The 23,918-nt window shown below is 66.5% G+C and carries 21 protein-coding genes; 14 read left to right on the plus strand and 7 right to left on the minus strand.

Annotated features, from left to right (window positions below):
* Nucleotides 1–95: 95 nt before the first annotated feature.
* Nucleotides 96–1,043: an oxygenase MpaB family protein gene (locus AC5Y6Y_RS06695; RefSeq protein ID WP_473139774.1), complete on the plus strand. Its 948-nt coding sequence runs from the start codon at nt 96–98 to the stop codon at nt 1,041–1,043.
* A 229-nt stretch (nt 1,044–1,272) separates the two neighbouring features.
* Here the strand turns inward: AC5Y6Y_RS06695 and AC5Y6Y_RS06700 are convergent, their stop codons facing one another.
* Entirely contained in the window at nt 1,273–1,581 is a 309-nt protein-coding gene (locus tag AC5Y6Y_RS06700; RefSeq protein ID WP_463825907.1) for a WhiB family transcriptional regulator, read from the minus strand.
* A gap of 465 nt (nt 1,582–2,046) precedes the next feature.
* Between AC5Y6Y_RS06700 and AC5Y6Y_RS06705 the strand changes: the two genes are divergently transcribed.
* The 3 genes from AC5Y6Y_RS06705 to AC5Y6Y_RS06715 all read left to right on the plus strand — a co-directional run bounded on the left by AC5Y6Y_RS06705 (nt 2,047) and on the right by AC5Y6Y_RS06715 (nt 4,465).
* Nucleotides 2,047–2,916, plus strand: coding sequence for a hypothetical protein (locus AC5Y6Y_RS06705; RefSeq protein WP_473139773.1), 870 nt, complete (start codon nt 2,047–2,049; stop codon nt 2,914–2,916).
* A gap of 81 nt (nt 2,917–2,997) precedes the next feature.
* The gene (gene sigD, locus AC5Y6Y_RS06710) at nt 2,998–3,573 is read left to right on the plus strand and encodes an ECF RNA polymerase sigma factor SigD (protein ID WP_463825909.1); all 576 of its coding nucleotides are present in this window, start codon (nt 2,998–3,000) and stop codon (nt 3,571–3,573) included.
* Complete coding sequence (locus AC5Y6Y_RS06715) at nt 3,566–4,465, plus strand: anti-sigma-D factor RsdA (protein ID WP_473139772.1); 900 nt, start codon at nt 3,566–3,568, stop codon at nt 4,463–4,465. The genes sigD and AC5Y6Y_RS06715 overlap by 8 nt, the downstream gene beginning before the upstream one ends.
* Here the strand turns inward: AC5Y6Y_RS06715 and AC5Y6Y_RS06720 are convergent.
* Nucleotides 4,462–4,875, minus strand: coding sequence for a DUF5319 domain-containing protein (locus tag AC5Y6Y_RS06720; protein ID WP_236981250.1), 414 nt, complete (start codon nt 4,873–4,875; stop codon nt 4,462–4,464). The genes AC5Y6Y_RS06715 and AC5Y6Y_RS06720 overlap by 4 nt on opposite strands.
* Nucleotides 4,876–5,040: 165 nt before the next feature.
* On the opposite strand from AC5Y6Y_RS06720, the gene guaB reads away from it, so the two are divergent.
* From guaB to AC5Y6Y_RS06735, 3 genes are all read left to right on the plus strand, one after another.
* On the plus strand, nt 5,041–6,630 hold the full coding sequence (guaB, locus tag AC5Y6Y_RS06725) for an IMP dehydrogenase (protein WP_463825911.1): 1,590 nt from the start codon (nt 5,041–5,043) through the stop codon (nt 6,628–6,630).
* Nucleotides 6,631–6,644: 14 nt separating this feature from the next.
* Nucleotides 6,645–7,772 (plus strand): GuaB3 family IMP dehydrogenase-related protein, encoded by a 1,128-nt coding sequence (locus AC5Y6Y_RS06730; protein ID WP_463825993.1) that lies wholly within the window; start codon nt 6,645–6,647, stop codon nt 7,770–7,772.
* A gap of 61 nt (nt 7,773–7,833) precedes the next feature.
* A complete protein-coding gene (locus AC5Y6Y_RS06735; protein ID WP_463825912.1) occupies nt 7,834–9,570 on the plus strand; it encodes a GMC oxidoreductase in 1,737 nt (578 codons plus the stop codon).
* Here the strand turns inward: AC5Y6Y_RS06735 and AC5Y6Y_RS06740 are convergent, their stop codons facing one another.
* Nucleotides 9,571–10,455 carry a TauD/TfdA dioxygenase family protein gene (locus tag AC5Y6Y_RS06740; protein ID WP_473139771.1) on the minus strand — a complete coding sequence of 295 codons (885 nt, stop codon included), beginning with the start codon at nt 10,453–10,455 and terminating at the stop codon, nt 9,571–9,573.
* A gap of 93 nt (nt 10,456–10,548) precedes the next feature.
* On the opposite strand from AC5Y6Y_RS06740, the gene AC5Y6Y_RS06745 reads away from it, so the two are divergent.
* The 4 genes from AC5Y6Y_RS06745 (at nt 10,549) to AC5Y6Y_RS06760 (ending at nt 14,311) form a co-directional block, all read left to right on the plus strand.
* Nucleotides 10,549–11,118, plus strand: coding sequence for a TetR/AcrR family transcriptional regulator (locus AC5Y6Y_RS06745; protein ID WP_463825914.1), 570 nt, complete (start codon nt 10,549–10,551; stop codon nt 11,116–11,118).
* 20 nt (nt 11,119–11,138) lie between these two features.
* A complete protein-coding gene (locus AC5Y6Y_RS06750; RefSeq protein WP_473139803.1) occupies nt 11,139–11,867 on the plus strand; it encodes a dTDP-4-amino-4,6-dideoxyglucose formyltransferase in 729 nt (242 codons plus the stop codon).
* 93 nt (nt 11,868–11,960) lie between these two features.
* Entirely contained in the window at nt 11,961–13,532 is a 1,572-nt protein-coding gene (locus AC5Y6Y_RS06755) for an FAD/NAD(P)-binding protein (protein ID WP_473139770.1), read from the plus strand.
* Nucleotides 13,529–14,311: a class I SAM-dependent methyltransferase gene (locus tag AC5Y6Y_RS06760; RefSeq protein ID WP_473139769.1), complete on the plus strand. Its 783-nt coding sequence runs from the start codon at nt 13,529–13,531 to the stop codon at nt 14,309–14,311. The genes AC5Y6Y_RS06755 and AC5Y6Y_RS06760 overlap by 4 nt, the downstream gene beginning before the upstream one ends.
* A gap of 12 nt (nt 14,312–14,323) precedes the next feature.
* On the opposite strand, the gene AC5Y6Y_RS06765 is transcribed toward AC5Y6Y_RS06760, so the two are convergent.
* From AC5Y6Y_RS06765 to AC5Y6Y_RS06780, 4 genes are all read right to left on the minus strand, one after another.
* Entirely contained in the window at nt 14,324–15,325 is a 1,002-nt protein-coding gene (locus tag AC5Y6Y_RS06765; RefSeq protein WP_473139768.1) for a glycosyltransferase, read from the minus strand.
* Nucleotides 15,318–16,514: a DegT/DnrJ/EryC1/StrS family aminotransferase gene (locus AC5Y6Y_RS06770; RefSeq protein ID WP_473139802.1), complete on the minus strand. Its 1,197-nt coding sequence runs from the start codon at nt 16,512–16,514 to the stop codon at nt 15,318–15,320. Before AC5Y6Y_RS06770 ends, AC5Y6Y_RS06765 begins: the two co-directional genes overlap by 8 nt.
* Before the next feature lie 207 nt (nt 16,515–16,721).
* Complete coding sequence (locus AC5Y6Y_RS06775) at nt 16,722–19,094, minus strand: glycoside hydrolase family 65 protein (RefSeq protein WP_463825918.1); 2,373 nt, start codon at nt 19,092–19,094, stop codon at nt 16,722–16,724.
* A complete protein-coding gene (locus AC5Y6Y_RS06780) occupies nt 19,091–19,846 on the minus strand; it encodes a beta-phosphoglucomutase family hydrolase (protein ID WP_473139767.1) in 756 nt (251 codons plus the stop codon). The genes AC5Y6Y_RS06775 and AC5Y6Y_RS06780 overlap by 4 nt, the downstream gene beginning before the upstream one ends.
* A 118-nt stretch (nt 19,847–19,964) precedes the next feature.
* On the opposite strand from AC5Y6Y_RS06780, the gene guaA reads away from it, so the two are divergent.
* From guaA to AC5Y6Y_RS06795, 3 genes are all read left to right on the plus strand, one after another.
* On the plus strand, nt 19,965–21,569 hold the full coding sequence (gene guaA / locus AC5Y6Y_RS06785; protein ID WP_499917926.1) for a glutamine-hydrolyzing GMP synthase: 1,605 nt from the start codon (nt 19,965–19,967) through the stop codon (nt 21,567–21,569).
* Nucleotides 21,570–21,712: 143 nt separating this feature from the next.
* Nucleotides 21,713–22,345 (plus strand): DnaE2-dependent mutagenesis accessory factor ImuA', encoded by a 633-nt coding sequence (gene imuA', locus AC5Y6Y_RS06790; RefSeq protein ID WP_473139766.1) that lies wholly within the window; start codon nt 21,713–21,715, stop codon nt 22,343–22,345.
* A gap of 37 nt (nt 22,346–22,382) precedes the next feature.
* Entirely contained in the window at nt 22,383–23,915 is a 1,533-nt protein-coding gene (locus AC5Y6Y_RS06795; protein WP_473139800.1) for a DNA polymerase Y family protein, read from the plus strand.
* Nucleotides 23,916–23,918: the final 3 nt, after the last annotated feature.

Consider the following 23,918-nt stretch of genomic DNA (forward strand, 5'->3'; position numbering starts at 1 on the left):
TCGGCTTTGTAGCGCTCACGAGCAGTCCTTACGCGACTTGAATGCGACCTGACGGTCATATTAGCGTTGTTGTGGGACTTGACAAGGGGGAACTTATGACTGCCGTGACGGAACAGGTCGTCCAACAGCATGCCGGAGATTCAGGGGAAATCGAGCTCGTCCCGCCGGACTCGCTGACTGCCGAGCACACCGGGCGGTGGACGTTCCTCATTCTCGAGGGCGCCGCGTTCATGATGCAGGCCATGCATCCGGTGATCGCCGAAATCACCGGCCGATACTCGGCTGCGTTCCACGGTGACCCGGGCGGACGCGCGATTCGCTCCGTCGACTCGGTGCTGCGCTGGACCTACGGCGGCACCGAGGCCAGGGCCGAGGGTGACCGGGTGCGCGCCATGCACCAGCCGATCACGATGAAGAGCGCGACAACCGGTAAGCAGATCAGCGCGCTGAACCCCGAGGCCTACCAGTGGGTGATTGCCACGGGTTACATCGTCAATGCTCAGGCCGGCCGGCTGCTGATCGGCCGGGAATTCACTGACGCGGAGAAGCAGGAATTGCTGCGCGACAACCGCCGGCTGGCCCGCCTGCTGCACGTGCCGATGCGGGGTTATCCCGAGACGCAACAGGAGATGACCGACTATTTCGAGGCGATGATCGACACGCTGCAGGGCACGCCGCAGGCGCTGCAGTTGATGCACGATCTGCAGGCCGGCAAGGTCGACCTGCCGCCGGCCTTCCCGAAAGCGTTGGCTCCCTTGGCAAGAGCGTCGGTGCTGCCTGCGATCCGGCTCAACTACCTCTCGATCGTGGGGTTGCTGGATCCTCGGCTGCGCGAGAAGCTCGGCGTCACCTGGAGTGCGAAGGAGGAGCGCCAGCTCTCGCGGCGTTACACCGCGATCCGCACCGCCTACCGTGTGCTGCCCGACCGGCTCACCTATTTCCCGCTGGCGTATCACGCCCGCAAGCACCACCAGTGCCTGGAGAAGATGAAGCAACGTCAGCAGAAGTCGTTCGCGTACCAGCTCCCCGACGCCACCGGATAGCCCCGACCGGTCCCGATAGGCTGCCGGCGTGAAGCGAGTCGCAGCGCTTGCCGCGGCGGGGATTGCCGCACTGGCGGCATTCGCGCGAAAGTCTGCCGCGCTCAAGGACTTTGACGCGGGCGCCCGCGAGCCCCTGCGGTAGCGGCCGCAGGCCGGCCGCGAGCAAAACGCAGGCCCGGAGGCGTAATGCACCCCGGGCCTGCGTCGTCTTGCTGCGAATAGGCCGCGATCAGGCCGTGCGGCGGATCCCGCGTCCCCGTCCGATCGAACCCTTGAGCAGCATGTCGCGCTCAGACTCCGAGAGGCCACCCCACACGCCGTAGGGCTCGCCGACGTCCAGGGCGTGGGTGCGGCACTCGTCAATCACCGGGCAACGCCGGCACATCTCCTTGGCGCGCTGCTCACGCTGCATGCGTGCGCGACCCCGCTCGCCGTCCGGGTGGAAGAACATCGACGAGTCGACCCCGCGGCACAATCCCTGCAGTTGCCAGTTCCAGATGTCGGCGTTGGGCCCGGGTAGCTGTTCCGGCTGTGGCATTGCTGATTCCCTCCTGCACGGCCCATGTCTCAGCGGGGCCAGACCCGTGGATAGCGCGAGTTGTGCAACTGAATTGGCAGTGGCGTCACCGATGACTACACCGAACAGGGTAGACGCTAGGTGGGCTATCGAATTTCCGTCAATAGGCGCGGGATGTGGCGAAAAACGCCTCTTTAGAAGCAGATTTAACTCCGCGTTCATCTGTCTACCTATTGACGACGGCTAGATGTGCTAACCGGGTCGGGTCGGTATCGTATTTTCCCAGCTCAGCGTGCCGTCGTGGCCGACCCGTAATTGGCAGAGAACCGGGTTTGAGTAATATTCCGGTAACCCGCAGAGCACAAACTTTTTACCCACGCGGCGCAACTATCACGGTGATTGAAACTCGTTGCAGTTCGGCGGCGCTGCGCCGGTGCCATCGCCCCCCGTCGGGGGTCGTCGTCGGGCACTGGTGACAATTGCGCCATGGAAACAGCCGGGACTGCGGGCAGTGCCACAGGCGGGACCTCTGCCGCGACCGACGTTGCCGCGACGCTGGCCGATGCGGCGTTCGGCAACCGGCCCGGCACCTGGCCGTTGCCGGCGGCGACGAACTCCCACGAGTTGTGGCTGCGTGCCGTTGCCGCCGGCGGCCAGGGCCGGTACGGCAGCGCCTACGCCGACCTGGCGCTACTGCGCCGCCGGGTAACACGCGGACCGCTGGCCTCGCTGGCGCACAGCACCCAGGGGTCGTTCCTGCGGCAATTGGGTTGGCACACGCTGGCGCGCGGCTGGGACGGTCGCGCCGTCGCCCTGGCCGGTGACGACCCCGAGGCGCGCGCCGACGCTTTGATCGGGCTGGCAGCCGACGCATTGGGGGTCGGCCGCTTCGGTGTGGCGGCGACGTTGCTATCCCGTGCGGACGCCGCGCTGCGGGGAGCCGAGATGGCGGCCCACACGTCCGACCGGCTCGCGGTGCGCCGCGGCTGGGTGGGTGCAGAGCTTGCCATGGCCTCCGGCGACGGCAAGACGGCGGTGGCTCGCGCCGAGAGCGCCGTCGTCAAAGCCGGGCAGATGACGGGCGCCTCGGCACGTCACCGCATCAAGAGCGACGTGGTCCTGGCGGCTGCGCTGTGCAGCGCCGGCGACGTCGAGGCGGCCCGCGCCGTCGCCGAGGCCGCGCTGCGGGCCAGCGAACCCCTCGGCCTGGTACCGCTGCGCTGGGCGCTGGCTTGCTTGCTGATCGATACCGGAAGCGTCACGGTTGAAGAACAGGGGCTGTCTGAACTCGTCGAAATCCGGGATATTTGCGCAGGTGAGGTACAACGCGCCGGGGGGGCCTGGCGTCACGCCTGACATTCCTGCCCGCCCGTGATTGTCGATCAGCGAGTTAGCCCGGGATGTAGCCCGTCCGTGACTTTGGAGAAACCACCGTCGATGACAATGCAAGGGGAACGTCTCGACGCCGTGGTCGTAGAGGCCGCAGCCGGGGACCGGAATGCGCTTCGGGAGGTGCTGGAGACCATCCGTCCAATCGTCGTCCGATACTGCCGCGCGCGGGTCGGCACCGTCGAGCGGAGCGGGTTGTCCGCGGACGACGTGGCTCAGGAGGTGTGCTTGGCCACCATAACGGCGCTACCGCGCTACCGAGACCGAGGCCGCCCATTCCTGGCCTTCCTGTACGGCATCGCGGCCCACAAGGTCGCCGACGCCCATCGCGCAGCGGGCCGCGATCTGGCCTATCCGGCCGAAGAGGTACCCGAACGCCGTTCCCATGACGCCGGTCCCGAACAACGGGCCATCGAAGCCGATTCGGTCACCCGGATGAACGAACTGCTGGAAATTCTTCCGGCCAAACAACGCGAAATCCTGATTCTGCGCGTTGTGGTCGGGCTGAGCGCCGAAGAGACGGCCGCTGCTGTCGGCAGCACCACCGGAGCGGTCCGGGTGGCTCAGCACCGCGCCCTTCAACGGTTGAAGGACGAAATCGTCGCGGCAGGTGATTATGCGTAACTACAGATCCGACTTCAGCCGAGGTGACCGGCCCGCCCTGGACGCGGTGGCACAGACCGACCTGCTGCTGGACGCCTTGGCCGCCCGCACCGAGGCGGGAGTCGAGGACTTCGAATGCCTCGAAGACGAGGCCTTGGTCGAATTGCTGGGCGAGTGGCGCGATGACCTGCGGTGGCCGCCGGCCAGCGCGCTGGTCTCCCAGGACGAAGCCGAAGCGGCGCTGCGGCACGGAATCCTGGAGCGCCGCGGGGGCCGGCGCGGACTGGCCGCGGTCGGTTCGGTGGCCGCAACGCTATTGGCGCTCAGCGGGTTCGGGGCGGTAATCGCCGACGCCAAACCCGGCGACCTGCTGTACGGGCTGCACGCCATGATGTTCAACGAGCCCAGGGTCAGCGATGACCAGATCGCGCTGTCCGCCAAGGCTGATCTGGCCAAGGCCGAACAGATGATCGCCGAGGGCCAGTGGGACCAGGCGCAGACCCAGCTGGCCGAAGTCAGCAGCACATTGCGCGGCGTCAACGACGGCAGCCGCAGGCAGGGATTGTTGGCCGAGCTGGACCAGCTCAACACCAAGGTCGAACAACGTGCCCCGAAGGCCTCCCGGCCCGCGTCGCCGCCGGCCAACTCGCCGACGCCGATCCCGACTACGACGCCACAGCCGACCACGACCGCGCCGGTGCCGTCGTCCACACCGACCGCGACCGTGCCGGCGACAACCGCGCCGACGACGACCGTGCCGACGACGACTGTGCCGACAACGACTGTGCCGGCTCCGGTGACCAGCACGCCACCGTCACCGACCGACAACCCGACGCCGTCGTCGAAAACGCGGCATCGGCATCGGCACTCGACGACACCAAGTGAAATTCCGGACCCGCCGACGACACCCTAGAGGTGGCGGCGGAAACCGTCGGCGTCTGACGTCGCCTCGTTGAGCGAGGCATCGGCATAACCGCGGCAGTAATCCCACGTGACGTAGGCGTCCGGTTCGGGGTCGTACGCCGGCTCGTGCGGGCGGACGGTGCCGTCGATGAGCAGTTGCAGCAGGTTGGCACGCAGCATGTCCCAGTCGTGGTAGTGATCCTGCTGACATTCGTCGCAGCACACCACGAGTCCGCGAATCCCCTTGTGCGCCAGCAGTGCTTCATACACCGCCAGGTCGGCCAGGTCCGCCTCGACGGCCATCCGCTCTTGTTGATCGAGAGGTTGACCGGGCTCTACGGCCTCCAGCGCCGCCGACGGGTCCAATGGGTCGTCGGCAAAGGGATCGGGCGGCAAACCCGGCGGAAGGTGGTCGCGCACTCCCACAGCCTACGCAGCAGGGCAGGGATTACGCCAGAAATTGCCGAGGCGTGCCGCGCGGCCACCAGCTGGTGGTGCGCCACGCAGATGCCGTGAGCCGGGCGGGGTCCAAGAGCCGATAGGATGAGCCTTTCCACCCAAGCATGCATTTGGAGGGCCTTGCCGATGTCCCGTGGCATGTCCGGCCTCGAAGACAGTTCCGACCTGGTCGGAAGCCCCTACGTGCGGGTTGGCGGTCTGGCCGGGGACTCGGTGCCGACCGGTGGTGACGACCCGCACAAGATCGCGATGCTCGGGCTGACCTTCGACGACGTCCTGCTGCTGCCGGCGGCCTCCGACGTGGTGCCCGGCACCGCCGACACCGCCAGCCAGCTCACCAAGAAGATCCGGCTCAAGGTGCCGCTGGTCAGTTCCGCGATGGACACCGTCACCGAGTCGCGTATGGCCATTGCGATGGCCCGCGCCGGTGGCATGGGCGTGCTGCACCGCAACCTGCCGGTCGCTGAACAGGCCGGTCAGGTCGAGATGGTCAAGCGGTCCGAGGCCGGCATGGTCACCGACCCCGTCACGTGCCGGCCCGACAACACGTTGGCCCAGGTCGACGCGCTGTGTGCCCGGTTCCGGATATCCGGCCTGCCCGTCGTCAACGACGACGGCGCCCTGGTCGGGATCATCACCAACCGGGACATGCGGTTCGAGGTGGATCAGAACAAACAGGTCGCTGAAGTGATGACCAAGTCCCCGCTGATCACCGCCCAGGAGGGCGTCAGCGCGTCCGCGGCGCTTGGCCTGTTGCGCCGCAACAAGATCGAGAAGCTGCCCATCGTCGACGGCCACGGCCGGCTGACCGGGCTGATCACCGTCAAGGACTTCGTCAAGACCGAACAACACCCGTTGGCCACCAAGGACAGCGACGGCCGACTGCTGGTGGGCGCGGCGGTGGGCGTCGGCGGGGACGCCTGGGTGCGGGCGATGATGCTGGTGGACGCCGGGGTCGACGTGCTGGTGGTCGACACCGCGCACGCGCACAACCGGCTGGTGCTGGACATGGTCAACAAGCTCAAGCTCGAGGTGGGCGACCGGGTGGAAGTGGTAGGCGGCAACGTCGCCACCCGATCGGCGGCCGCAGCGCTGGTCGATGCCGGTGCCGACGCGGTGAAGGTGGGCGTGGGGCCGGGCTCGATCTGCACCACCCGGGTGGTGGCCGGCGTCGGCGCGCCACAAATCACGGCGATTCTGGAGGCGGTCGCGGTGTGCTCACCCGCCGGCGTCCCGGTGATCGCCGACGGCGGGCTGCAGTACTCCGGCGATATCGCCAAGGCGCTGGCCGCCGGCGCGTCGACGGCGATGCTGGGCTCGCTGCTGGCCGGAACCGCCGAGGCTCCCGGTGACCTGATTTTCGTCAACGGCAAGCAGTACAAGAGTTACCGGGGCATGGGGTCGCTGGGCGCCATGCAGGGACGCGGGGGCGGCAAGTCCTACTCCAAGGACCGCTATTTCGCCGACGACGCACTGTCCGAGGACAAGTTGGTACCCGAAGGCATCGAGGGCCGGGTGCCGTTCCGCGGCCCGCTTGGCTCGGTCATCCATCAGCTCACCGGTGGCCTGCGGGCGGCGATGGGCTACACCGGCTCGCCCAGCATCGAGGTGCTGCAGCAGGCGCAGTTCGTCCGGATCACGCCGGCGGGACTGAAGGAAAGCCATCCGCACGACGTCGCCATGACGGTCGAAGCCCCCAACTACTACGCGCGGTGAGCAGCGAACAGGCCATGGTCGAGATCGGCATGGGCCGCAACGCCCGTCGTACCTATGAACTCAGTGAGATCAACATCGTGCCGTCGCGGCGCACGCGTTCGTCGCAGGACGTGTCCACGGCGTGGCAGCTGGACGCGTACCGGTTCGAGATCCCGGTCCTGGCGCACCCGACCGACGCGCTGGTGTCCCCGGAGTTCGCCATCGAGCTGGGCCGGCTCGGCGGTCTGGGAGTGCTCAACGGGGAAGGGCTGATCGGGCGGCACGCCGACGTGCCGGCCAAGATCGCGCAGCTGGTGGAGGCTGCCAGCAAGGAGCCCGAACCGGCCGCGGCGATCCGGCTGCTGCAGGAACTGCACGCCGCGCCGCTGGATCCGGACCTGCTCGGCGCGGCGGTGGCCCGCATCCGCGAAGCCGGAGTGACGACGGCGGTACGGGTCAGCCCGCAGAACGCCCAGGCGCTGACTCCGGTGCTGGTGCAGGCCGGCATCGACCTGCTGGTCATCCAGGGCACCATCGTCTCGGCCGAGCGCGTGGCCCGCGACGGCGAACCGTTGAACCTCAAGAGCTTCATCTCCGAACTCGACATCCCGGTGGTCGCCGGGGGCGTGCAGGACCACCGCACCGCATTGCACCTGATGCGTACCGGTGCGGCCGGCGTGATCGTCGGCTACGGCGCGACCAGGGGAGTGACCACCACCGATGAGGTGCTGGGCATCAGCGTGTCGATGGCAACCGCGATCGCCGATGCGGCTGCCGCGCGGCGCGAATATCTCGACGAGACCGGCGGGCGCTACGTGCACGTGCTGGCCGACGGCGACATCCACAACTCCGGTGAGCTGGCCAAGGCGATCGCGTGCGGCGCTGACGCCGTGGTGCTGGGCACTCCGCTGTCCGAGGCCGCCGAGGCGCTGGGTGAGGGCTGGTTCTGGCCGTCGGCCGCCGCGCATCCGTCGCTGCCGCGTGGGGCGTTGCTGCAGATCGCCCTGGGCGAACGCCCGCCGCTGGAACGGGTCCTCAACGGACCGTCGGACGACCCGTTCGGCACCCTGAATCTGGTTGGTGGGTTGCGCCGCGCGATGGCCAAAGCCGGCTACTGCGACCTCAAGGAGTTCCAGAAGGTCGGTCTGACGGTGGCCGGCTGACCGCCCCCACTTAGGGGTGGCTTACTGGCTACGTCTGTGTAAAGCCGGTCATACTGCAGCAATGAAGCCGGATTACGACGTCCTCATCATCGGTTCGGGTTTCGGCGGCAGCGTCAGCGCGTTACGCCTCACCGAGAAGGGGTACCGGGTGGGCGTGCTGGAGGCCGGCCGCCGCTACGAAGACGACCAGTTCGCCAAAACCTCCTGGGACCTGCGCAAGTTCCTGTGGGCGCCCCGGTTGGGGTGCTACGGCATTCAGCGCATCCACCCTCTGAAAAACGTGCTGATCCTGGCCGGCGCCGGGGTGGGCGGGGGTTCGCTGAACTACGCCAACACCCTGTACATCCCGCCGGACCCGTTCTTCAACGACCAGCAGTGGAAACACATCACCGACTGGCGCGACGAACTGATGCCGCACTACCAGCAGGCCCAACGGATGCTGGGCGTGGTCTACAACCCGACCTTCACCGACGCCGACCGGATCGTCAAAGAAGTCGCCGACGAGATGGGGTGCGGCGACACCTGGGTGCCCACCCCGGTCGGGGTGTTCTTCGGTCCGGACGGGGAGAAGGCGCCGGGCGTGACGGTGCCCGACCCGTTCTTCGGGGGTGCCGGGCCGGCCCGCACCGGATGCCTGGAGTGCGGATGCTGCATGACCGGTTGCCGGCACGGGGCCAAGAACACGTTGCTGAAGAACTATCTCGCGTTGGCCGAATCGGCTGGCACCGAAGTGATTCCGATGACGACGGTGAAAGGTTTCGAGCAACGCCCCGACGGGTTGTGGGAAGTCAAGACCGTCCGCACCGGCAGCTGGCTGCGCCGGGACCGCCGCACCTACACCGCGGAGCACCTGATCTTGGCGGCCGGCACCTGGGGCACCCAGCATCTGCTGTTCAACATGCGCGACAAGGGCAAACTGCCCAAGCTGTCCGACCGGCTGGGGGTGCTCACCCGGACCAACTCCGAGTCGATCGTCGGCGCGGCGACCTTGACGGTGAACCCGGACCTGGATCTGACGCACGGCGTGGCGATCACGTCGTCGATCCACCCGACGGCGGACACCCACGTCGAGCCGGTCCGCTACGGCAAGGGCTCCAACGCGATGGGGTTGCTGCAGACGTTGATGACCGACGGCAGCGGACCCGAGGGCACCGATGTACCGCGCTGGCGCCAGCTGCTGGACCAGGCCCGCGAGGATCCGCGCAGGATGTTGCGGCTGCTCTATCCCAAGGAGTGGAGTGAGCGCACCATGATCGCCTTGGTGATGCAGCACTTGGACAACTCGATCACCACGTTCACCAAGCGCGGCAAGCTCGGTATTCGCTGGTTCTCCAGCAAGCAGGGCCACGGCGAGCCGAACCCCAGCTGGATTCCGGTGGGCAACGAGGTGACCCGGCGCATCGCCGAGAAGATCGACGGGGTGGCGGGCGGTACCTGGGGCGAGTTGTTCAACATCCCGCTCACCGCCCACTTCCTGGGCGGTGCGGCGATCGGCGACAGCCCCGCCAACGGTGTCATCGACCCCTATCACCGCGTCTACGGTTACCCGACGATGTACGTCGTCGACGGGGCGGCGATCTCGGCGAACCTGGGCGTCAACCCGTCGTTGTCGATCACCGCACAGGCTGAGCGGGCGGCGTCGCTGTGGCCGAACAAGGGCCAGCAGGACCTGCGGCCACTGCAGGGCGACGACTACCGGCGCTTGGACCCGATCGAGCCGGAGCACCCGGTGGTGCCCGCCGATGCGCCCGGCGCGCTGCGCTGGTTGCCGATCGAGCCGGTCGGCAAGACGGGCTGACTAACCAGCCAAAGCCAACGGTGCACCGTTGAGCACCCGACTGCGTTGCCCGTGCACGTCGACGGGCACGTCGCCCATCAGGGTGACCCGGTGCATCAGCCGGTACTGGTCGTCGTAGTCGTCGACGGCTCGGTGCTGGGTGGCCCGGTTGTCCCAGATGGCTACGTCGCCGGGGGCCCAGTTCCACCGAATGGTGTTCTCGGGCATGGTGATTCGCCGCTGCAGCAGCTCGAACAGCGCGCTCGACTCCTGGCTGTCCAGGTCGACGAAGCGGCGCACGAAGTCGCCCGCGACCAGGGTGCGTTCACCGGTCTCGGGATGTACCCGCACCACCGGGTGCTCGGTCTGGAAATCGGGTGCTTCGAACACCTGCCGGAACGCTCGTTGGGCGTCGCTCAGTGCAGTCTGCACGTAGTCGTAGCGGTTGGTGTGCAGCGCCCACAGGTTGTCGACCAGACACTTCAGCGGTTGCGGCAACTCGGAGTACGCGGTGGCGGTATTGGCCCACAGTGTCGACCCGCCGTAGTCGGGCAGCGTGACCGCGCGCAGGATCGAGGCCGCCGGGTAGTTGGCCGCGAAGGTGACGTCGGTGTGCCAGCGGTTGGCCTTGCCGAACTCGGAGTTGATCGGCGTGATCACCGGCGCGTCGGCTGCGAAGGCGGCGGCCGCAGGGTGGCCGATCGGGGTGCCCAGCAGTGCCGCGAACTCCAGCTGCCCCTGATCTTCGAGGTGGTGCTGGTCGCGGAAGAAGATCACTTTGTGGGTGAGCAGCGCGGCGCGGATCTGTGCCACGGCGCCGGGGGTGAGGTCGCCGTCGAGGCGCACGTCGCTGATCTCGGCGCCGATGCGGCTGCCCAGCTTCTGCACGGTCATTTGGTTCGTCATGGTCGTCCTTTGGTGGAAATGTTGTAGTCAACTGACTACGTAATGCTGAGTGTAGTCAAGTGACTACGGCCCTGCAAGGTTTAATGTAGACGGGTGACTACGCGGGCGGCCGGGCCGGAGCGCGGCGGCATTCCCACGGGCCGGGAAGAGGTCGCGGCGGCGGTGCTGCAAGCGGCGGCCGATCTGTTCGCCGAGCGCGGTCCGGCCGCGACCTCGATCCGTGACATCGCTGCCCGGTCAAAGGTCAACCACGGGTTGGTTTTTCGCCACTTCGGGGCCAAAGACCAATTGGTCAGTGCCGTGCTGGACTACCTGGGCGCAGACCTGACCAGGCTGCTGCAGGCTCAGGCGCCCCCGGCGGACATCGAACGCGCTCTCGACCGTCAGACCCGGGTGTGGGCGCGCACCCTGCTCGACGGGTATCAGGCCGAGCAGTTGCAGATGCGATTTCCCAACGTCGCACCACTGCTCGACCACGCGCTGAGTCGGCACGACGAGGAATCGGACGCACGGTTGGGTGTCGCCAATGCCCTTGCCCTGCAATTAGGTTGGCGGCTTTTCGAACCGATGCTGCGCTCGGCCACCGGACTCGAGGACCTCCCCGACGCCGATCTGCGGCAATCGGTGACCGCCGAGTCCGCGCGGTTGATCGAACCGCACTGACGTAGGGTAGGCGGGTGGCGATGGCTTCGGGGGGTGCCAGGCTGAGCGGCGACGTCCGGACGCTGATTCTGACCGACAACGTCCACGCCCACGCGGTGGCGGTGGAATTACAACGACGCCACCCCGGTATCGACGTGTACCAGTCGCAGCATGGCCGGTTGCCCGGCGTTGAGCGACTGAATGTGGTGGACCAGGCCAACGACGTCGTCGACCGGTACGACCTGTTGCTTTCCCTGCACTGCAAACAGAAGTTCCCTGCCGACCTGATCGAGCGGATCAGGTGTGTGAACGTGCACCCGGGTCTCAATCCCTACAACCGCGGTTGGTACCCGCAGGTGTTCTCGCTGATCAATGGGTTGCCAGTCGGCGTCACCATGCACGAGATCGACGAGGAATTGGACCACGGCCCGATCATTGCCCAACAGGAATGCAAGATCGAACCGTGGGATACCTCGGGCACGGTCTACGCCCGACTGATGGACATCGAGCGAGAGTTGGTGCTCGAGCACTTCGGCGCTGTCCGCGACGGTAGCTACCAGACCACGCCGCCGCCGGTCGAAGGCAACCTCAATTACAAGAAGGACTTCGAAAGACTCCGGCAGTTGGACCTGGCCGAGGAGGGCACCTTCGGCGATCTTCTGAACCGCCTGCGTGCGTTGACCCACGATGAGTTCCGCAATGCGTGGTTTCTCGACGGGTCGGGTCGCAAGGTGTACGTTCGCGTCGTTCTCGAACCCGAGCATCTCTGACGCAGCGCTGCAGACCCGGCCGGCGCGGCAGCATTATGTTAGCCTTACCTAATTTGCCGTGGCCGGTCGCTGTCAGGGATAGGGGTGGATTGCATGCCGCACACCGTCGACATGGTGTTCGTCGGCAGTGGGATCGCCTGCTCCATGACCCTGCTGGAAATGGCACAGGGCCTGCTGGACGGTCCGCCACCCCCCGCCAGGCTGCGCATAGCAGTGATCGAACGTGACCAACAGCTGTGGTGCGGAATCCCGTACGGGCGGCGCACCAGCGTTCGCTCGCTCGCCATCCAGCAGCTGGATGAGTTCATCGCCGAGCCGGAGCGTTCGGCGTACATCGCGTGGCTGCAATCCAACAAGTCGCGCTGGCTGAGCGCGTTTTGCGCCGACGGAGGCGATGCGGCGAAACGCTGGTTGCGCGACAACGGCGAAGCTGTGGAAGCCAACCGATGGGGCGAGCTCTATCTGCCCCGGCATGTCTTCGGCGTGTTCATCGCCGAGCAGGTCGAACGTGCCATCGCCGCGCTGGATGAGCGCGGACTGGCCGTGGTGGAAACCGTCCGCGCCGAAGCGGTCGGTATCCGGTCGGTGGACGGCCGCTACCGGGTCGAGCTGAACCCCCTCGGGCACGGTCCGGCCCGGCTCGAGGCCGACCGAGTGGTGTTAGCGACCGGCAGCCCGTTGACCAGGACGATCGTTGGTTGCGACGCCAACCAGCCGTTCACTTACATCAACGACCTCTACCTTCCCGATGAGGACGCCACGCTGCTGCGGGTGCGAGAAGCTCTCGATGGCGTCGAAGTGCCCGCGCAGCGCAACGTGTTGATCGTGGGGTCGAATGCCACGTCGCTCGAGGCCCTCTACCTGATGCGCCACGATGCGTCCATCCGCGAACGGGTCAGCTCCATCACCGTGATCTCCCGCTCCGGCGTGCTGCCCTACCAAATCTGCGATGGGTCAACAGACTTCGACTTTGCGCAACTGAACGCACTGTTGTCGGAACAAGTCGTTACCGCGGCGGAGCTGATGGGTGCGATCAGCGCGGATCTGGCGACGGCGGCGGCAAGGTCAATGAACCTGGCCGATCTCTACCACGGCGTGGACGCCTTGCTGGTGCAGGCTTTGACGAAGATGGACGCGATGCAGCAGGAAGAATTCTTCTGTGTGCACGGGATGAACTACACCAAGCTGGTGCGACGGGCGGGGCGCGATTGTCGAATGGCCGCAACGGAATTGGCCGCTGCCGGACAGCTGGCCATGCTCGCCGGGGAAGTGTTGCGGGTCGATGCGCGCGCCGCCGGCCGGGCCGTCGTGCGTTATCGGGACGCCGACGGCGAGCACACCCACCCTGTGGAGTTCGCCGTGGTGGTCAATTGCGGTGGCTTCGAGGAACTCGACAGCTGTTCCTCACCCTTGCTTGTCAGTGCGATGCAGAACGGGATCTGCCGGCCCAACCGCACCAACCGCGGCGTGCTCGTCAACGACGATTTCGAGGCCGCACAGAACTTCTACGTCATCGGCCCGTTGATCGGCGGCAACTTCAACCCCAGGCTCCGCTTCTGGCATGTGGAAAGTGCACCCCGGATCCGTTCGTTGGCGAAATCGTTGGCCGCTGTGCTGCTCGCGTCGCTGCGCGCGGCTGCCGATCTGGCGGACTCACTGGTGTGAGCAGAGCACACGACGTTGGACGGGTCATCCGCGGACTGCTGTACCGGGGACCCGGCGAATGCAACCTGTGTGGGGCGCGGGTCCGGTTCACGAGCATCAGCCGCCAACTCGGCCGAACGCTGGCCGAATACGAATTCAGTTATGCCTTAGACGATTTCGAGACCCTTAATCACCGCGACTACCTCTGCCCGCTGTGTGGTGCGTCTGATCGCGACCGGCTCTACAAACTGTACGTCGACCGCTTCCTGCAGCCTGATGGACTGAGGCGGATCGTCGACTTCGCCCCTGCGCCTTCGTTGTCGGCCTACTTGCGCGGTCGCTCCGACCTGCAGTATCGCACCGCAGACCTGATGATGTCGGACGTGGATGATGTCGTTGACATCATGGACATGACGGCCTATGTGGAGGGCGAATTCGATTTTTTCATCTGTTCGCATGTCCTCGAACATGTTCCGGACGATGGCCGCGCCCTGGCTGAGCTCTACCGGATCCTTGCGCCCGGTGGCCGGGGCATCGTGATGACCCCGGTGCTGCCCGACGGCAGCTTTGACGAGGATCCCACGGTAAGCGACGAACGGGAGCGATGGCGCCGCTTCGCCCAGGGCGACCACCTGCGTCTCTACGACCGATCAACGCTGTGCGCCCGAATTCGCCGCTGCGGCTTCGAGCTATCGGAGCTCGACCGCAACACCTTCGGCGATGAGACCTTCGCTCGACACGGTTTGGCGCTCAGCTCCGTGCTCTACGTGGTGCGGAAGCCGGCGATCGCCACCCGCTGACGGCGGTGCGGGTCAGCGAACAGTACGTCGCCGCGGGTTGATGCGGGCAGAGTAAGTGCGCGCATTCTTCTGCAACAGGGCCAAATTGTTCTGCAGTCTGTGCTCGATTCGCCTCAACGGCGTGTGATTCCAACGGTGTTGAAAAGACAGCATGGCTAACCGCGGGTGGTTGGCGATGGATTCCAGGAGAACGGCGCGCCCCGCGTCGCCCGGCACTCTTGCCATTTCGGCAAAAATGATGTCGGCGACTCGGCCAATGATCTGTTCGTACTCGCGGTTGTCGGGAAACAGATCGAGCATTGCCTCCACCGTCGCCGCCATGCCCCGGCCACGCGTCTCCCAGAATTTCTGACGGTTGCGGTCGGCGTCGTACCAAATACCTTGGGAATGGCGCCGATACACCGCCATAGTCTCGGGCAGCATCGCGATCTCGCCGTCGAGCGCGTGCAGTACGTGCAGATACCAGTCGATCGGCATGATGTCACGCGGCAGGTGGTAGTCATCTCGGCGGCGGTACATCACCGAGTTGGTCTGGATGAAATTTCCCGCCAGCAGCGCGCCCATGCTCAGGTTGCGACGTCGAAGCAGTGGCGGAAAGACTGAATCCGGCGTTTCGTCGTCGTGGATGACCAGCACCGGATGGAAGCAGACAGATACTTCTGGATGCAGGTCGAGGAAGGAGGCCTGTTTGGTGACTTTCTGCGGGTCAGTCCAGAAGTCGTCACCCTCGCACAGTGCGAGGTATTCACCCCGCGCGGCTGACAGAGTTTGCGCGAAGTTCGCGTGGATCCCGATGTTCTCCGGTCGAAGGATCGGCCGAATAAGGTCAGGGTAGCGGTCGGCGTATTCCTGAATGATTGCCGGAGTCGCGTCCGTAGAGGCGTCGTCGGCAACAATGACTTCGATGGGGAAATCGGCCTTTTGAGCGACGAAGCCGTCGAGCGCCTCGCGAATGTACGCTTCGTGATTGTAGGTGACCGACACCACGCTGACTTTGGGGATCACCTCAGCCACCGTGCGTCAGCCCTTCCTGGGCGGCTGCGATCACCCGCGCAACATCGTTGTCGGCCATGTAGTCGTGGACCGGCAACGACACGATTCGCGAACAGACGTCCGCGGTGACCGGTAGCTCTGTCGACGCGACCAGTTCGGCGTTCTGCACGAAATACGGATGCAGGTGTTGCGGCGGGTTGTAGTAGTCGCGCGCCCGAATCGCATACCTGCGCATGCTCGCCATGACGGCATGTTTCTGATCGGCGGACTCGCAGCAGGCGCTGGCGAAACAAAGGGCGGACGCCTCGGCGTTCTGCTGGAACTGCATGCCGAGGTGATCGAGTTCGGAGCGATAACTCCGCAGGACCTCGCGCCGACTCTGCAGCCGGTGGTCGAGCCCGACGAGTTGGCGCAATCCGATCGCAGCGCTGATCTCCTGCAGCTTGGCGTTGATCCCGAGCTGGCCGGACTTTCGCGCCTTGCCGAAACCGAAGTTCTGAAAGTTGTACGCCTGCTCGACGATTCGCGGGTCGCGGGATACCAGTGCCCCGCCTTCACCGACCGCGAACGGTTTGGTGGCGTGCAGCGAAAAGATTTCGCAGGAGCCGCGTCCGCCGACAGAGGTGCCGTCCGGGTAGGCGGATCCGAGTCCGGCGGCCGAGTCGATGACCATCGGGAGGTCCCACTCCCCGGCGAGCGCTTCCCACGCGCCGACGTGTGGGTTTCCGACGCCGAACACGTTGGCCAGCACGATTCCCGCGATTTTGTCGCGGTGGCGTTCGAGCACCGCGTGTGCCGAGCGCGTGCACGGTTGCCAGGTCTGGGGGTCGATGTCGATGAACCAGGGACGGTAGCCGGTCCACAGTGCGGACTGGGCCACCCCCACAAAAGTGAATGACGGCATCAGCACATAACGCTCTTGGGTGCCCGGCCCGAAAGTCAGGTGCATGGCGGCGATCAGTGCCATGGTGCCGTTCGCCAGCGTTGCGACGTGCAGGTCGGGGCCGAGGTAGTCGCCCAGGGCGCGGGCAAACTGCTGCTCCTTGGGGCCGAAATTGGTGTACCAGTTGGCGTGGGCGATCTGTTCGAAATCCTCGGCAAGTTCGGCCGGTCCCGGAAAGCTGGGACGGATGAAGGGGATTTCGGGTAACCCGGAGTCCGCCCGCGGAGTCGATCCGGAGCGGGGGCCCGCGGCGCGGGCTGCAGACAACCGGGTCAGCACCAAGCCGTGAAACGTGCGTATTCGTGAGTATGCAGATGTCAAGTCGTCTACCAGACAGGTTCGGGTCAGGCGCAAGAAATCGGTCGATTTGAGGCTAGCCTAACCTATTGCTGGCTGTCACATCGCAGTATCAAACAGAGGCCAAACGCATACGTTTGGAATGGAATATGGCTGGTTGAGACTACCGGCATGAGGTTACGTCGTTGCGGTCCTGGTCAGCGACCGCCGGTGCAGCGGCTCCCGGCCCGGCGGCTGCGGCGGCGGGGGCAGCAGCGCTTCACGCTCGCGCACCGGGAAGGTTTTGGTCTCTTCGGTACTCAGGGTGACGTCCTCGCCGGCGTGTTGGATCTTCAGCTCGGAGTGCGGCCCGTCGCGCAACGTGTAGGTGACATTCTCGTGGTCGGCATCCACGGTCACCCGAAAACCTTTCCAGCGCAACCGGAATCGCAGTCGGGAGATGCCGTCGGGTAGCTGGGGGTCCAGCGACATCACGCCCTCGTCGTCGCGCAACCCGCCGAAACCGATGACCAGCGCCATCCACGCGCCGGCCAACGACGCCATGTGCAGGCCGTCACGGGTGTTCTGGTGCAGGTCGCGCAGGTCGATCAGAGCGGCCTCGTAGGCATAGTCGTGCGCCAGTTCCAGGTGCCCGACCTCTGCGCACATCACCGCCTGCGTGCAGGCCGACAACGACGAATCGCGCACGGTGCGGCGCTCGTAGTAGTCGACGTTGCGGGCTTTCTGCTCTGCGGTGAAAGCGTGGCTCTGCCACTGCATGGCCAGCACCAGGTCGGCCTGTTTGATCACCTGAGCGGGGTAGATCTTGACGTAGGCCTCGTGCAGCAGCAACGGGTAGGTGGCGTTTTCCTCGAAGTCCCATTCGGCGAAAGTGGTGAAACCTTCGCACTGCTGGTGCACGCCCAGTTCCTCGTCGTACGGGATGTGCACGGAATCTGCGGCATCGCGCCAGGTCGCCATTTCTTCGGTGGTGACCCCCATTCCGGCCGACTTGTCCGGGTGGCGCTTGGCGGCGTCGGCGGCGATGCGCAGGTTGTTGGCCGCCATCAGGTTGGTGAACACGTTGTCGCGCACAATCGCGGTGTACTCATCGGGACCCGTGACCCCGTCCAGGTGCCAGACGCCGTTGCGATCGTGGTGTCCCAACGACATCCACAGCCGGGCGGTCTCGATCAGCACCGCCAGCCCGCATTCCTCTTCGAGCGCGTCATCGCCGGTGACCACGCGGTAGCGCTCGAACGCCATCGCGATGTCGGCGTTGATGTGCCAGGCGGCCGTGCCGGCCGGCCAATACGCCGAACACTCCTGACCGCGGATGGTCCGCCACGGGAAGGCGGCGCCGTTCAGGCCGAGTTCGGCCGCGCGCTCCTTGGCCAGGTCCAATGTGGAGGCCCGCCACCGCAGTGCGTCGGCGACGGCGTGCGGGACGGTATAGGTGAGCACCGGCAACACGAAAGCCTCTGTGTCCCAGAAGGCGTGGCCGTCGTAACCCGTGCCGGTGAGCCCCTTGCTGGGGATGGCGCGTCGCTCGGCGCGAGCAGCGGACTGCAGGATGTGGAACATCCCGAACCGCACCGCCTGCTGACTTTCCGGGTCGCCCTCGACCTCCACGTCGGCGGCGTCCCAGAACAGGTCCAGGTAGGCGCGCTGGCCGTCGGCCAGGCCCTCCCAGCCGCTGTAGCGGGCGCTGGTCAGCGCCGCGGCGGCCTGATCGCGCAGCGCCGGCCGGGAGCGCAGGCTGGACCAGCCGTAGGCGAGGTACTTGATGATGCGCAGCTTCTGCCCGGGCCGCAGACCGCAGATGATGGTGACCCGGGCCAGGTCGGCGCGGGCGTCGGTGGTGATCTCGTACCGTCCCTCGACCTCGACTTCGTGGTCCATCGCCGCGGCCATCATCAGCGCGCTGCTGCGCGTCCGGTGCATGAGAATTGCTCTGCAGTCTTTACTTTCGTGATCGACCGCCTCCAACGGGTTTTCCAGGATGGCCGCCACCCGCGGGTCGTCGGAAGTCTGCGGCTGGTCCTCGTTGGTGACCAGTTCGGACTGCACCGTCACCCGGGAGAAGTCGTCGATCGCCTCGACCACGTATTCGATGGCGGCGACGCTGCGGTGCACCAGCGACACCAGCCGGGTGGAGGTCACCTTGACCTGTTTCCCGGTGGGGGAGCGCCAGTGCGCGTAGCGGACCATCGTGCCGGCGCGTAGGTCGAGAACCCTTTCGTGGTCCAGTAATTCGCCGTAGCGAACGTCGAAGGGCTCGTCGTCGACCATCAGCCGGATGATCTTGCCGTTGGTGACGTCGACGACGGTCTGGCCGCCCTCGGGGTATCCGTATCCCGCCTCGGCGTAGGGCAGCGGACGGATTTCGTAGAACGAGTTCAGGTACGTGCCCGGCAAACCGTAGGGCTCGCCTTCGTCGAGGTTGCCGCGTAATCCGATGTGCCCGTTGGACAATGCGAACACCGACTCCGACTGGGCAAGCAGGTTCAGATTGAGCTGGGTCTCGCGAATCTGCCACGGCTCGACGGGAAATGCTTCCTCGGAGATCATGACTGCGCCCCCTCGTCGTCGAGAAGTTCCGCGAGATCGGACACCACCACGTCCGCGCCGTTCTGGCGCAACTCCTCGGCCTGGCCCACTCGGTCCACGCCCACCACGATGCCGAAGTTACCGGCCCGGCCGGCCTGTACCCCGGAGATCGCATCCTCGAACACCGCCGCAGCCTCCGGCTCGACGTCGAGCAACTCGGCTCCGCGCAGATAGGGATCCGGGGCCGGCTTGCCGGTGATGTTCTCCTCACGCAGGGTCACGCCGTCCACCCGTTGCTGCACGAACTGATCCAGCCCGGTGATCTCCAGCACGTCGCGGGTGTTGGCGCTCGATGACACCACCGCGATGGCCAGCCCCGCCTCGGAGACAGCCTCCAGATAACGACGCGAGCCCTCGAACACCTTCACCCCGTCGTCGTGCAGCACCTTCTGGAACATGTCGTTCTTTCTGGTGCCCAGGCCGTACACCGTGTCGGCCTCGCCGGAATCGTCGGGATCACCGTCGGGCAGTTCGATGTCGCGACTCTCGAGAAATGACCGCACTCCGTCTTCGCGCTTCTTGCCGTCCACGTACTCGCGGTAATCGGACTCCGGATCGAACGGCACGAACTCGCCTCCGTCGCGTTCGGCCCGTTCGGACAGGAAAGCGTCGAACATTTCCTTCCAGGCCTTGGTGTGCACGCCGGCGGTGTCGGTGAGCACCCCGTCGAGGTCGAACAGACACGCGCGCACCTTATCGGGCAGACCCAGCACGGGGGATCCTCACTTTCGCAGGAGTTCGGCGCTACCAGTTCACAGGTTGTCGCGCAATTCCGGTAGGTCTTTGCCGTTTTCGTTGCCTTTCGGTGCCTACCCAAGCGCCACCGAATTCATGCCTGCGGGTGCCGGCTATGGGCAGACACTAAACTCGGTGCCCGTGGAATCAGCCTCGCCGCGGCCCGTACTGGTAGTCGACTTCGGCGCACAATATGCCCAGTTGATCGCGCGCCGGATCCGGGAAGCGCGGGTGTTCTCCGAGGTGGTTCCGCACACCGCCGCGATCGAGGAGATCCGGGCGCGCGATCCGCTGGCGCTGGTGCTCTCCGGCGGGCCGTCCAGTGTCTACGTCGAGGGGGCTCCGCAACTGGATCCCGCGCTGTTCGACCTGGGCCTGCCGGTGTTCGGAATCTGTTACGGGTTCCAGGCGATGGCGGCCGCCCTGGGTGGCACGGTCGCTCAGACCGGCACCAGCGAGTTCGGCCGCACCGAGTTGAAAGTTCTTGGCGGCCAGCTACATTCGGATCTTCCTTCGGTACAGCCGGTCTGGATGAGCCATGGTGACGCGGTGACGGAGGCGCCGGCCGGATTCGACGTGGTGGCCAGCAGCGCGGGAGCGGCGGTGGCCGCGTTCGAGTCACCCGAACGGCGCCTGGCCGGGGTGCAGTACCACCCGGAAGTGATGCACACCCCGCACGGACAACAGGTGCTCAACCGGTTCCTGCACGAATTCGCCGGGATCGGCTCGGAGTGGACCCCGGCCAACATCGCCAACGCGTTGGTCGAACAGGTGCAAGCGCAGATCGGCGACGGCCATGCGATCTGCGGGTTGTCCGGCGGAGTGGATTCCGCGGTGGCCGCCGCACTGGTGCAACGCGCCATCGGCGACCGACTGACATGTGTGTTCGTCGACCACGGATTGCTGCGGTCCGGTGAGCGCGCGCAGGTGGAACGCGATTTCGTCGCCGCCACCGGGGCCAATCTGGTCACCGTCGACGCGGCGCAGACCTTCCTGGAGGCGTTATCGGGCGTGCACAACCCCGAAGGCAAACGCAAGATCATCGGTCGCCAGTTCATCCGGGCCTTCGAAGGCGCGGTACTCGACGTCGTCAAGGAAGAGGACGCCGAGGTCGAGTTCCTGGTGCAGGGGACGCTGTATCCCGACGTGGTGGAATCCGGCGGCGGCAGCGGCACCGCGAACATCAAGAGTCACCACAACGTCGGTGGGCTGCCCGACGATCTGAAGTTCACGCTCGTCGAACCGTTGCGACTGCTGTTCAAGGACGAAGTGCGCGCGGTCGGGCGGGAATTGGGGCTGCCGGAGGAAATCGTTGCACGCCAACCCTTTCCGGGTCCGGGGCTGGGGATCCGGATCGTCGGGGAGGTCACCGCCGGGCGATTGGAGACGCTGCGGCGGGCCGACCTCATCGTGCGCGAGGAGCTGACCGCGGCGGGCCTGGACAACCAGATCTGGCAGTGCCCGGTGGTGTTGCTGGCCGACGTCCGGTCGGTGGGCGTGCAGGGCGACGGACGCACCTATGGTCACCCGATCGTGCTGCGGCCGGTGTCCAGCGAGGACGCCATGACCGCCGACTGGACCCGGGTGCCCTACGAGGTGCTCGAGCGTATCTCGACCCGGATCACCAACGAGGTCCGCGAGGTCAATCGGGTGGTGCTGGACGTCACCAGCAAGCCGCCGGGCACCATCGAGTGGGAATAGTCAGCCTCATAACGCGCCAGCAGCCACACCAGCAACGCGCGCATAAAGCAGCCTCTTGCGTTGCTTGACGCTTGTCGGAGGGCCGGTGTTTACTCAGCATCATCGAACATATTTTCGAATGATCGAGTGTCTGGAGGCTGGTCATGTCCGCGGCTTTGGCCTCTGCCCATCCTCCGGAAAACCGGGCTGAACAGCTACAACAGCTGCGTCAGAAGATAGCCGCGCTGTCCGGTAAGCACACCGCCGCGGCGGACGAAGTGGTGCCCACCGGGCCGGCGCTGGTACCGCGGGGAACGGTGGCGGTGTTGTCCGGAGCGCGATCGTTGTTGCTGCGCATGGTGGCCGCGGTGACGGCGGACGGGGGCAACGCGGTGATCGTCGGCCAGCCCGATATCGGGTTGCTGGCCGCGGTGGAGATGGGGGCGGACCTGAGCCGGCTGGCGGTGATACCGGATCCCGGCAGCGATCCGGTGGAGGTGGCCGCGGTGCTGATCGACGGCATGGATCTGGTGGTGCTGGGGCTGGGCGGGCGCCGGGTGACCCGGACCCGGGCCCGGGCGGTGGTGGCCCGCGCCCGGCACAAAGGATGCACGGTGCTGGTCACCGATGGCGACTGGGAAGGCGCGTCGACGCGGCTGGAGGCCCGGGTCTGCGGGTACGACATCACTACGCCTTCCGGGACGGGCAAGCCCACCCCCGGCTTCGGGCGCATCAGCGGTGTGCGGCTGCAGGTGTGCACCGGGGGGCGCACGATCGGCCGATCGCGAACCGGGTGAGTTCGTGGTTGCCTCTCGGGTGTTGGCGATCTGGTGCATGGACTGGCCCGCCGTCGCAGCGGCGGCCGCCGCGGGTCAGCCGGTGACGGCTCCGGTCGCGGTCACCTTGGCCAACCGGGTGATCGCCTGTTCGGCGACGGCCCGGGCCGTTGGTGTGCGGCGCGGGCTGCGGCGCCGGGAAGCGGCGGCCAGGTGTCCACAACTCCACCTCGCGGCCGCCGACGCCGATCGCGACGCCCGGTTCTTCGAAGGAGTGATCGCCGCGGTGGACGATCTGGTGCCGCGGGCCGAGGTGCTGCGGCCCGGGCTCCTGGTGTTGCCGGTGCGCGGGGCGGCCAGGTTCTTCGGGTCCGAGCAGCTGGCGGCCGAGAAGTTGGTCGACGCGGTGGCCGCGGCCGGGGCGGAGTGTCAGGTCGGGATCGCCGACGGGTTGTCCACCGCGGTCTTCGCCGCGCGGGCGGGCCGGGTGGTGCCACCGGGAGACGATGCACGGTTCTTGTCGGTGTTGTCGATCCGCCAGCTGGCCACTGAGCCCAGCTTGTCCGGTCCGGGCCGGGACGAACTCGCGGATCTGTTATGGCGGATGGGAATTCGCACCATCGGTCAGTTCGCCGCGCTGTCCCGCACCGACGTGGCGTCCCGGTTCGGAGCCGACGCGGTGAGCGCGCACCGGTTCGCCCGTGGTGAACCGGAACGCGGCCCTTCCGGTCGCGAGCCGGCGGCAGAACTCGACGCCGAGCTGGACTGCGACCCGCCGATCGACCGCGTCGACGCCGCGGCCTTCGCCGGACGCTCGCTGGCCGCCACCCTGCATCAGGCACTGCTGGCCGCCGGAGTGGGGTGCACCCGGCTGGCCATTCACGCCGTCACCGCCTCCGGTGAGGAACTGACCCGGGTGTGGCGGTGCGCCGAGCCGTTGACCGAGGAGGCCACCGCCGACCGGGTGCGCTGGCAACTGGACGGGTGGTTGAGCCATCGGCGCGGTCGGCCGTTGGACGCGCCGGTGACAATGCTCCGACTGCAGGCGGTCGAGGTGGTCTCGGCCGAGGCGCTGCAACTGCCGCTGTGGGGTGGCCTGGGGGAGGAAGACCGGCTGCGGGCCCGCCGGGCGCTGGTGCGGGTTCAGGGTCTGCTCGGCCCGGAAGCGGTGCAGGTGCCGGTGTTGTCCGGTGGGCGGGGGCCGGCCGAACGGGTCACGCTGACCCCCTTGGGTGACGAGCCGGTGCCGCAGGCGGACCCCGACCGGCCCTGGCCCGGTCAACTGCCTGATCCGGCCCCGGCGGTACTGCTCGACGACCCGGTGGAACTACTCGACGAACACGGCACTCCGATCCGGGTGACCAGCCGGGGAATGTTCTCCGCCGATCCTTCGCAACTGAGCATCAAAGGCCGCGAGGACCGGCTGCGCTGGTGGGCCGGCCCCTGGTCGGTTGACGAGCGGTGGTGGGACGACCGGCCCGGGCAGGGGGGAGGCCGCATCGCACGCGCCCAGGTGCTGTTGGAGAGCGAACGTGCGCTGTTGCTGTGCTATCGGCAGCGCAAGTGGTACCTGGAGGGAATCTACGAGTGAACA

This window comes from Mycobacterium sp. NGS24 (assembly GCF_059813065.1).

Coding starts and splice junctions, on each gene's coding strand:
- sigD (WP_463825909.1), top strand. CDS start 2,998: ATGACAATGCAAGGGGAACGTCTCGACGCCGTGGTCGTAGAGGCCGCA.
- guaA (WP_499917926.1), top strand. CDS start 19,965: ATGCCTGCGGGTGCCGGCTATGGGCAGACACTAAACTCGGTGCCCGTG.
- AC5Y6Y_RS06795 (WP_473139800.1), top strand. CDS start 22,383: ATGGACTGGCCCGCCGTCGCAGCGGCGGCCGCCGCGGGTCAGCCGGTG.
- AC5Y6Y_RS06705 (WP_473139773.1), top strand. CDS start 2,047: ATGGAAACAGCCGGGACTGCGGGCAGTGCCACAGGCGGGACCTCTGCC.
- AC5Y6Y_RS06740 (WP_473139771.1), bottom strand. CDS start 10,455: ATGACGAACCAAATGACCGTGCAGAAGCTGGGCAGCCGCATCGGCGCC.
- guaB (WP_463825911.1), top strand. CDS start 5,041: ATGTCCCGTGGCATGTCCGGCCTCGAAGACAGTTCCGACCTGGTCGGA.
- AC5Y6Y_RS06755 (WP_473139770.1), top strand. CDS start 11,961: ATGCCGCACACCGTCGACATGGTGTTCGTCGGCAGTGGGATCGCCTGC.
- AC5Y6Y_RS06700 (WP_463825907.1), bottom strand. CDS start 1,581: ATGCCACAGCCGGAACAGCTACCCGGGCCCAACGCCGACATCTGGAAC.
- AC5Y6Y_RS06750 (WP_473139803.1), top strand. CDS start 11,139: ATGGCTTCGGGGGGTGCCAGGCTGAGCGGCGACGTCCGGACGCTGATT.
- AC5Y6Y_RS06735 (WP_463825912.1), top strand. CDS start 7,834: ATGAAGCCGGATTACGACGTCCTCATCATCGGTTCGGGTTTCGGCGGC.
- AC5Y6Y_RS06695 (WP_473139774.1), top strand. CDS start 96: ATGACTGCCGTGACGGAACAGGTCGTCCAACAGCATGCCGGAGATTCA.
- AC5Y6Y_RS06775 (WP_463825918.1), bottom strand. CDS start 19,094: ATGATCTCCGAGGAAGCATTTCCCGTCGAGCCGTGGCAGATTCGCGAG.
- imuA' (WP_473139766.1), top strand. CDS start 21,713: ATGTCCGCGGCTTTGGCCTCTGCCCATCCTCCGGAAAACCGGGCTGAA.
- AC5Y6Y_RS06715 (WP_473139772.1), top strand. CDS start 3,566: ATGCGTAACTACAGATCCGACTTCAGCCGAGGTGACCGGCCCGCCCTG.
- AC5Y6Y_RS06730 (WP_463825993.1), top strand. CDS start 6,645: ATGGTCGAGATCGGCATGGGCCGCAACGCCCGTCGTACCTATGAACTC.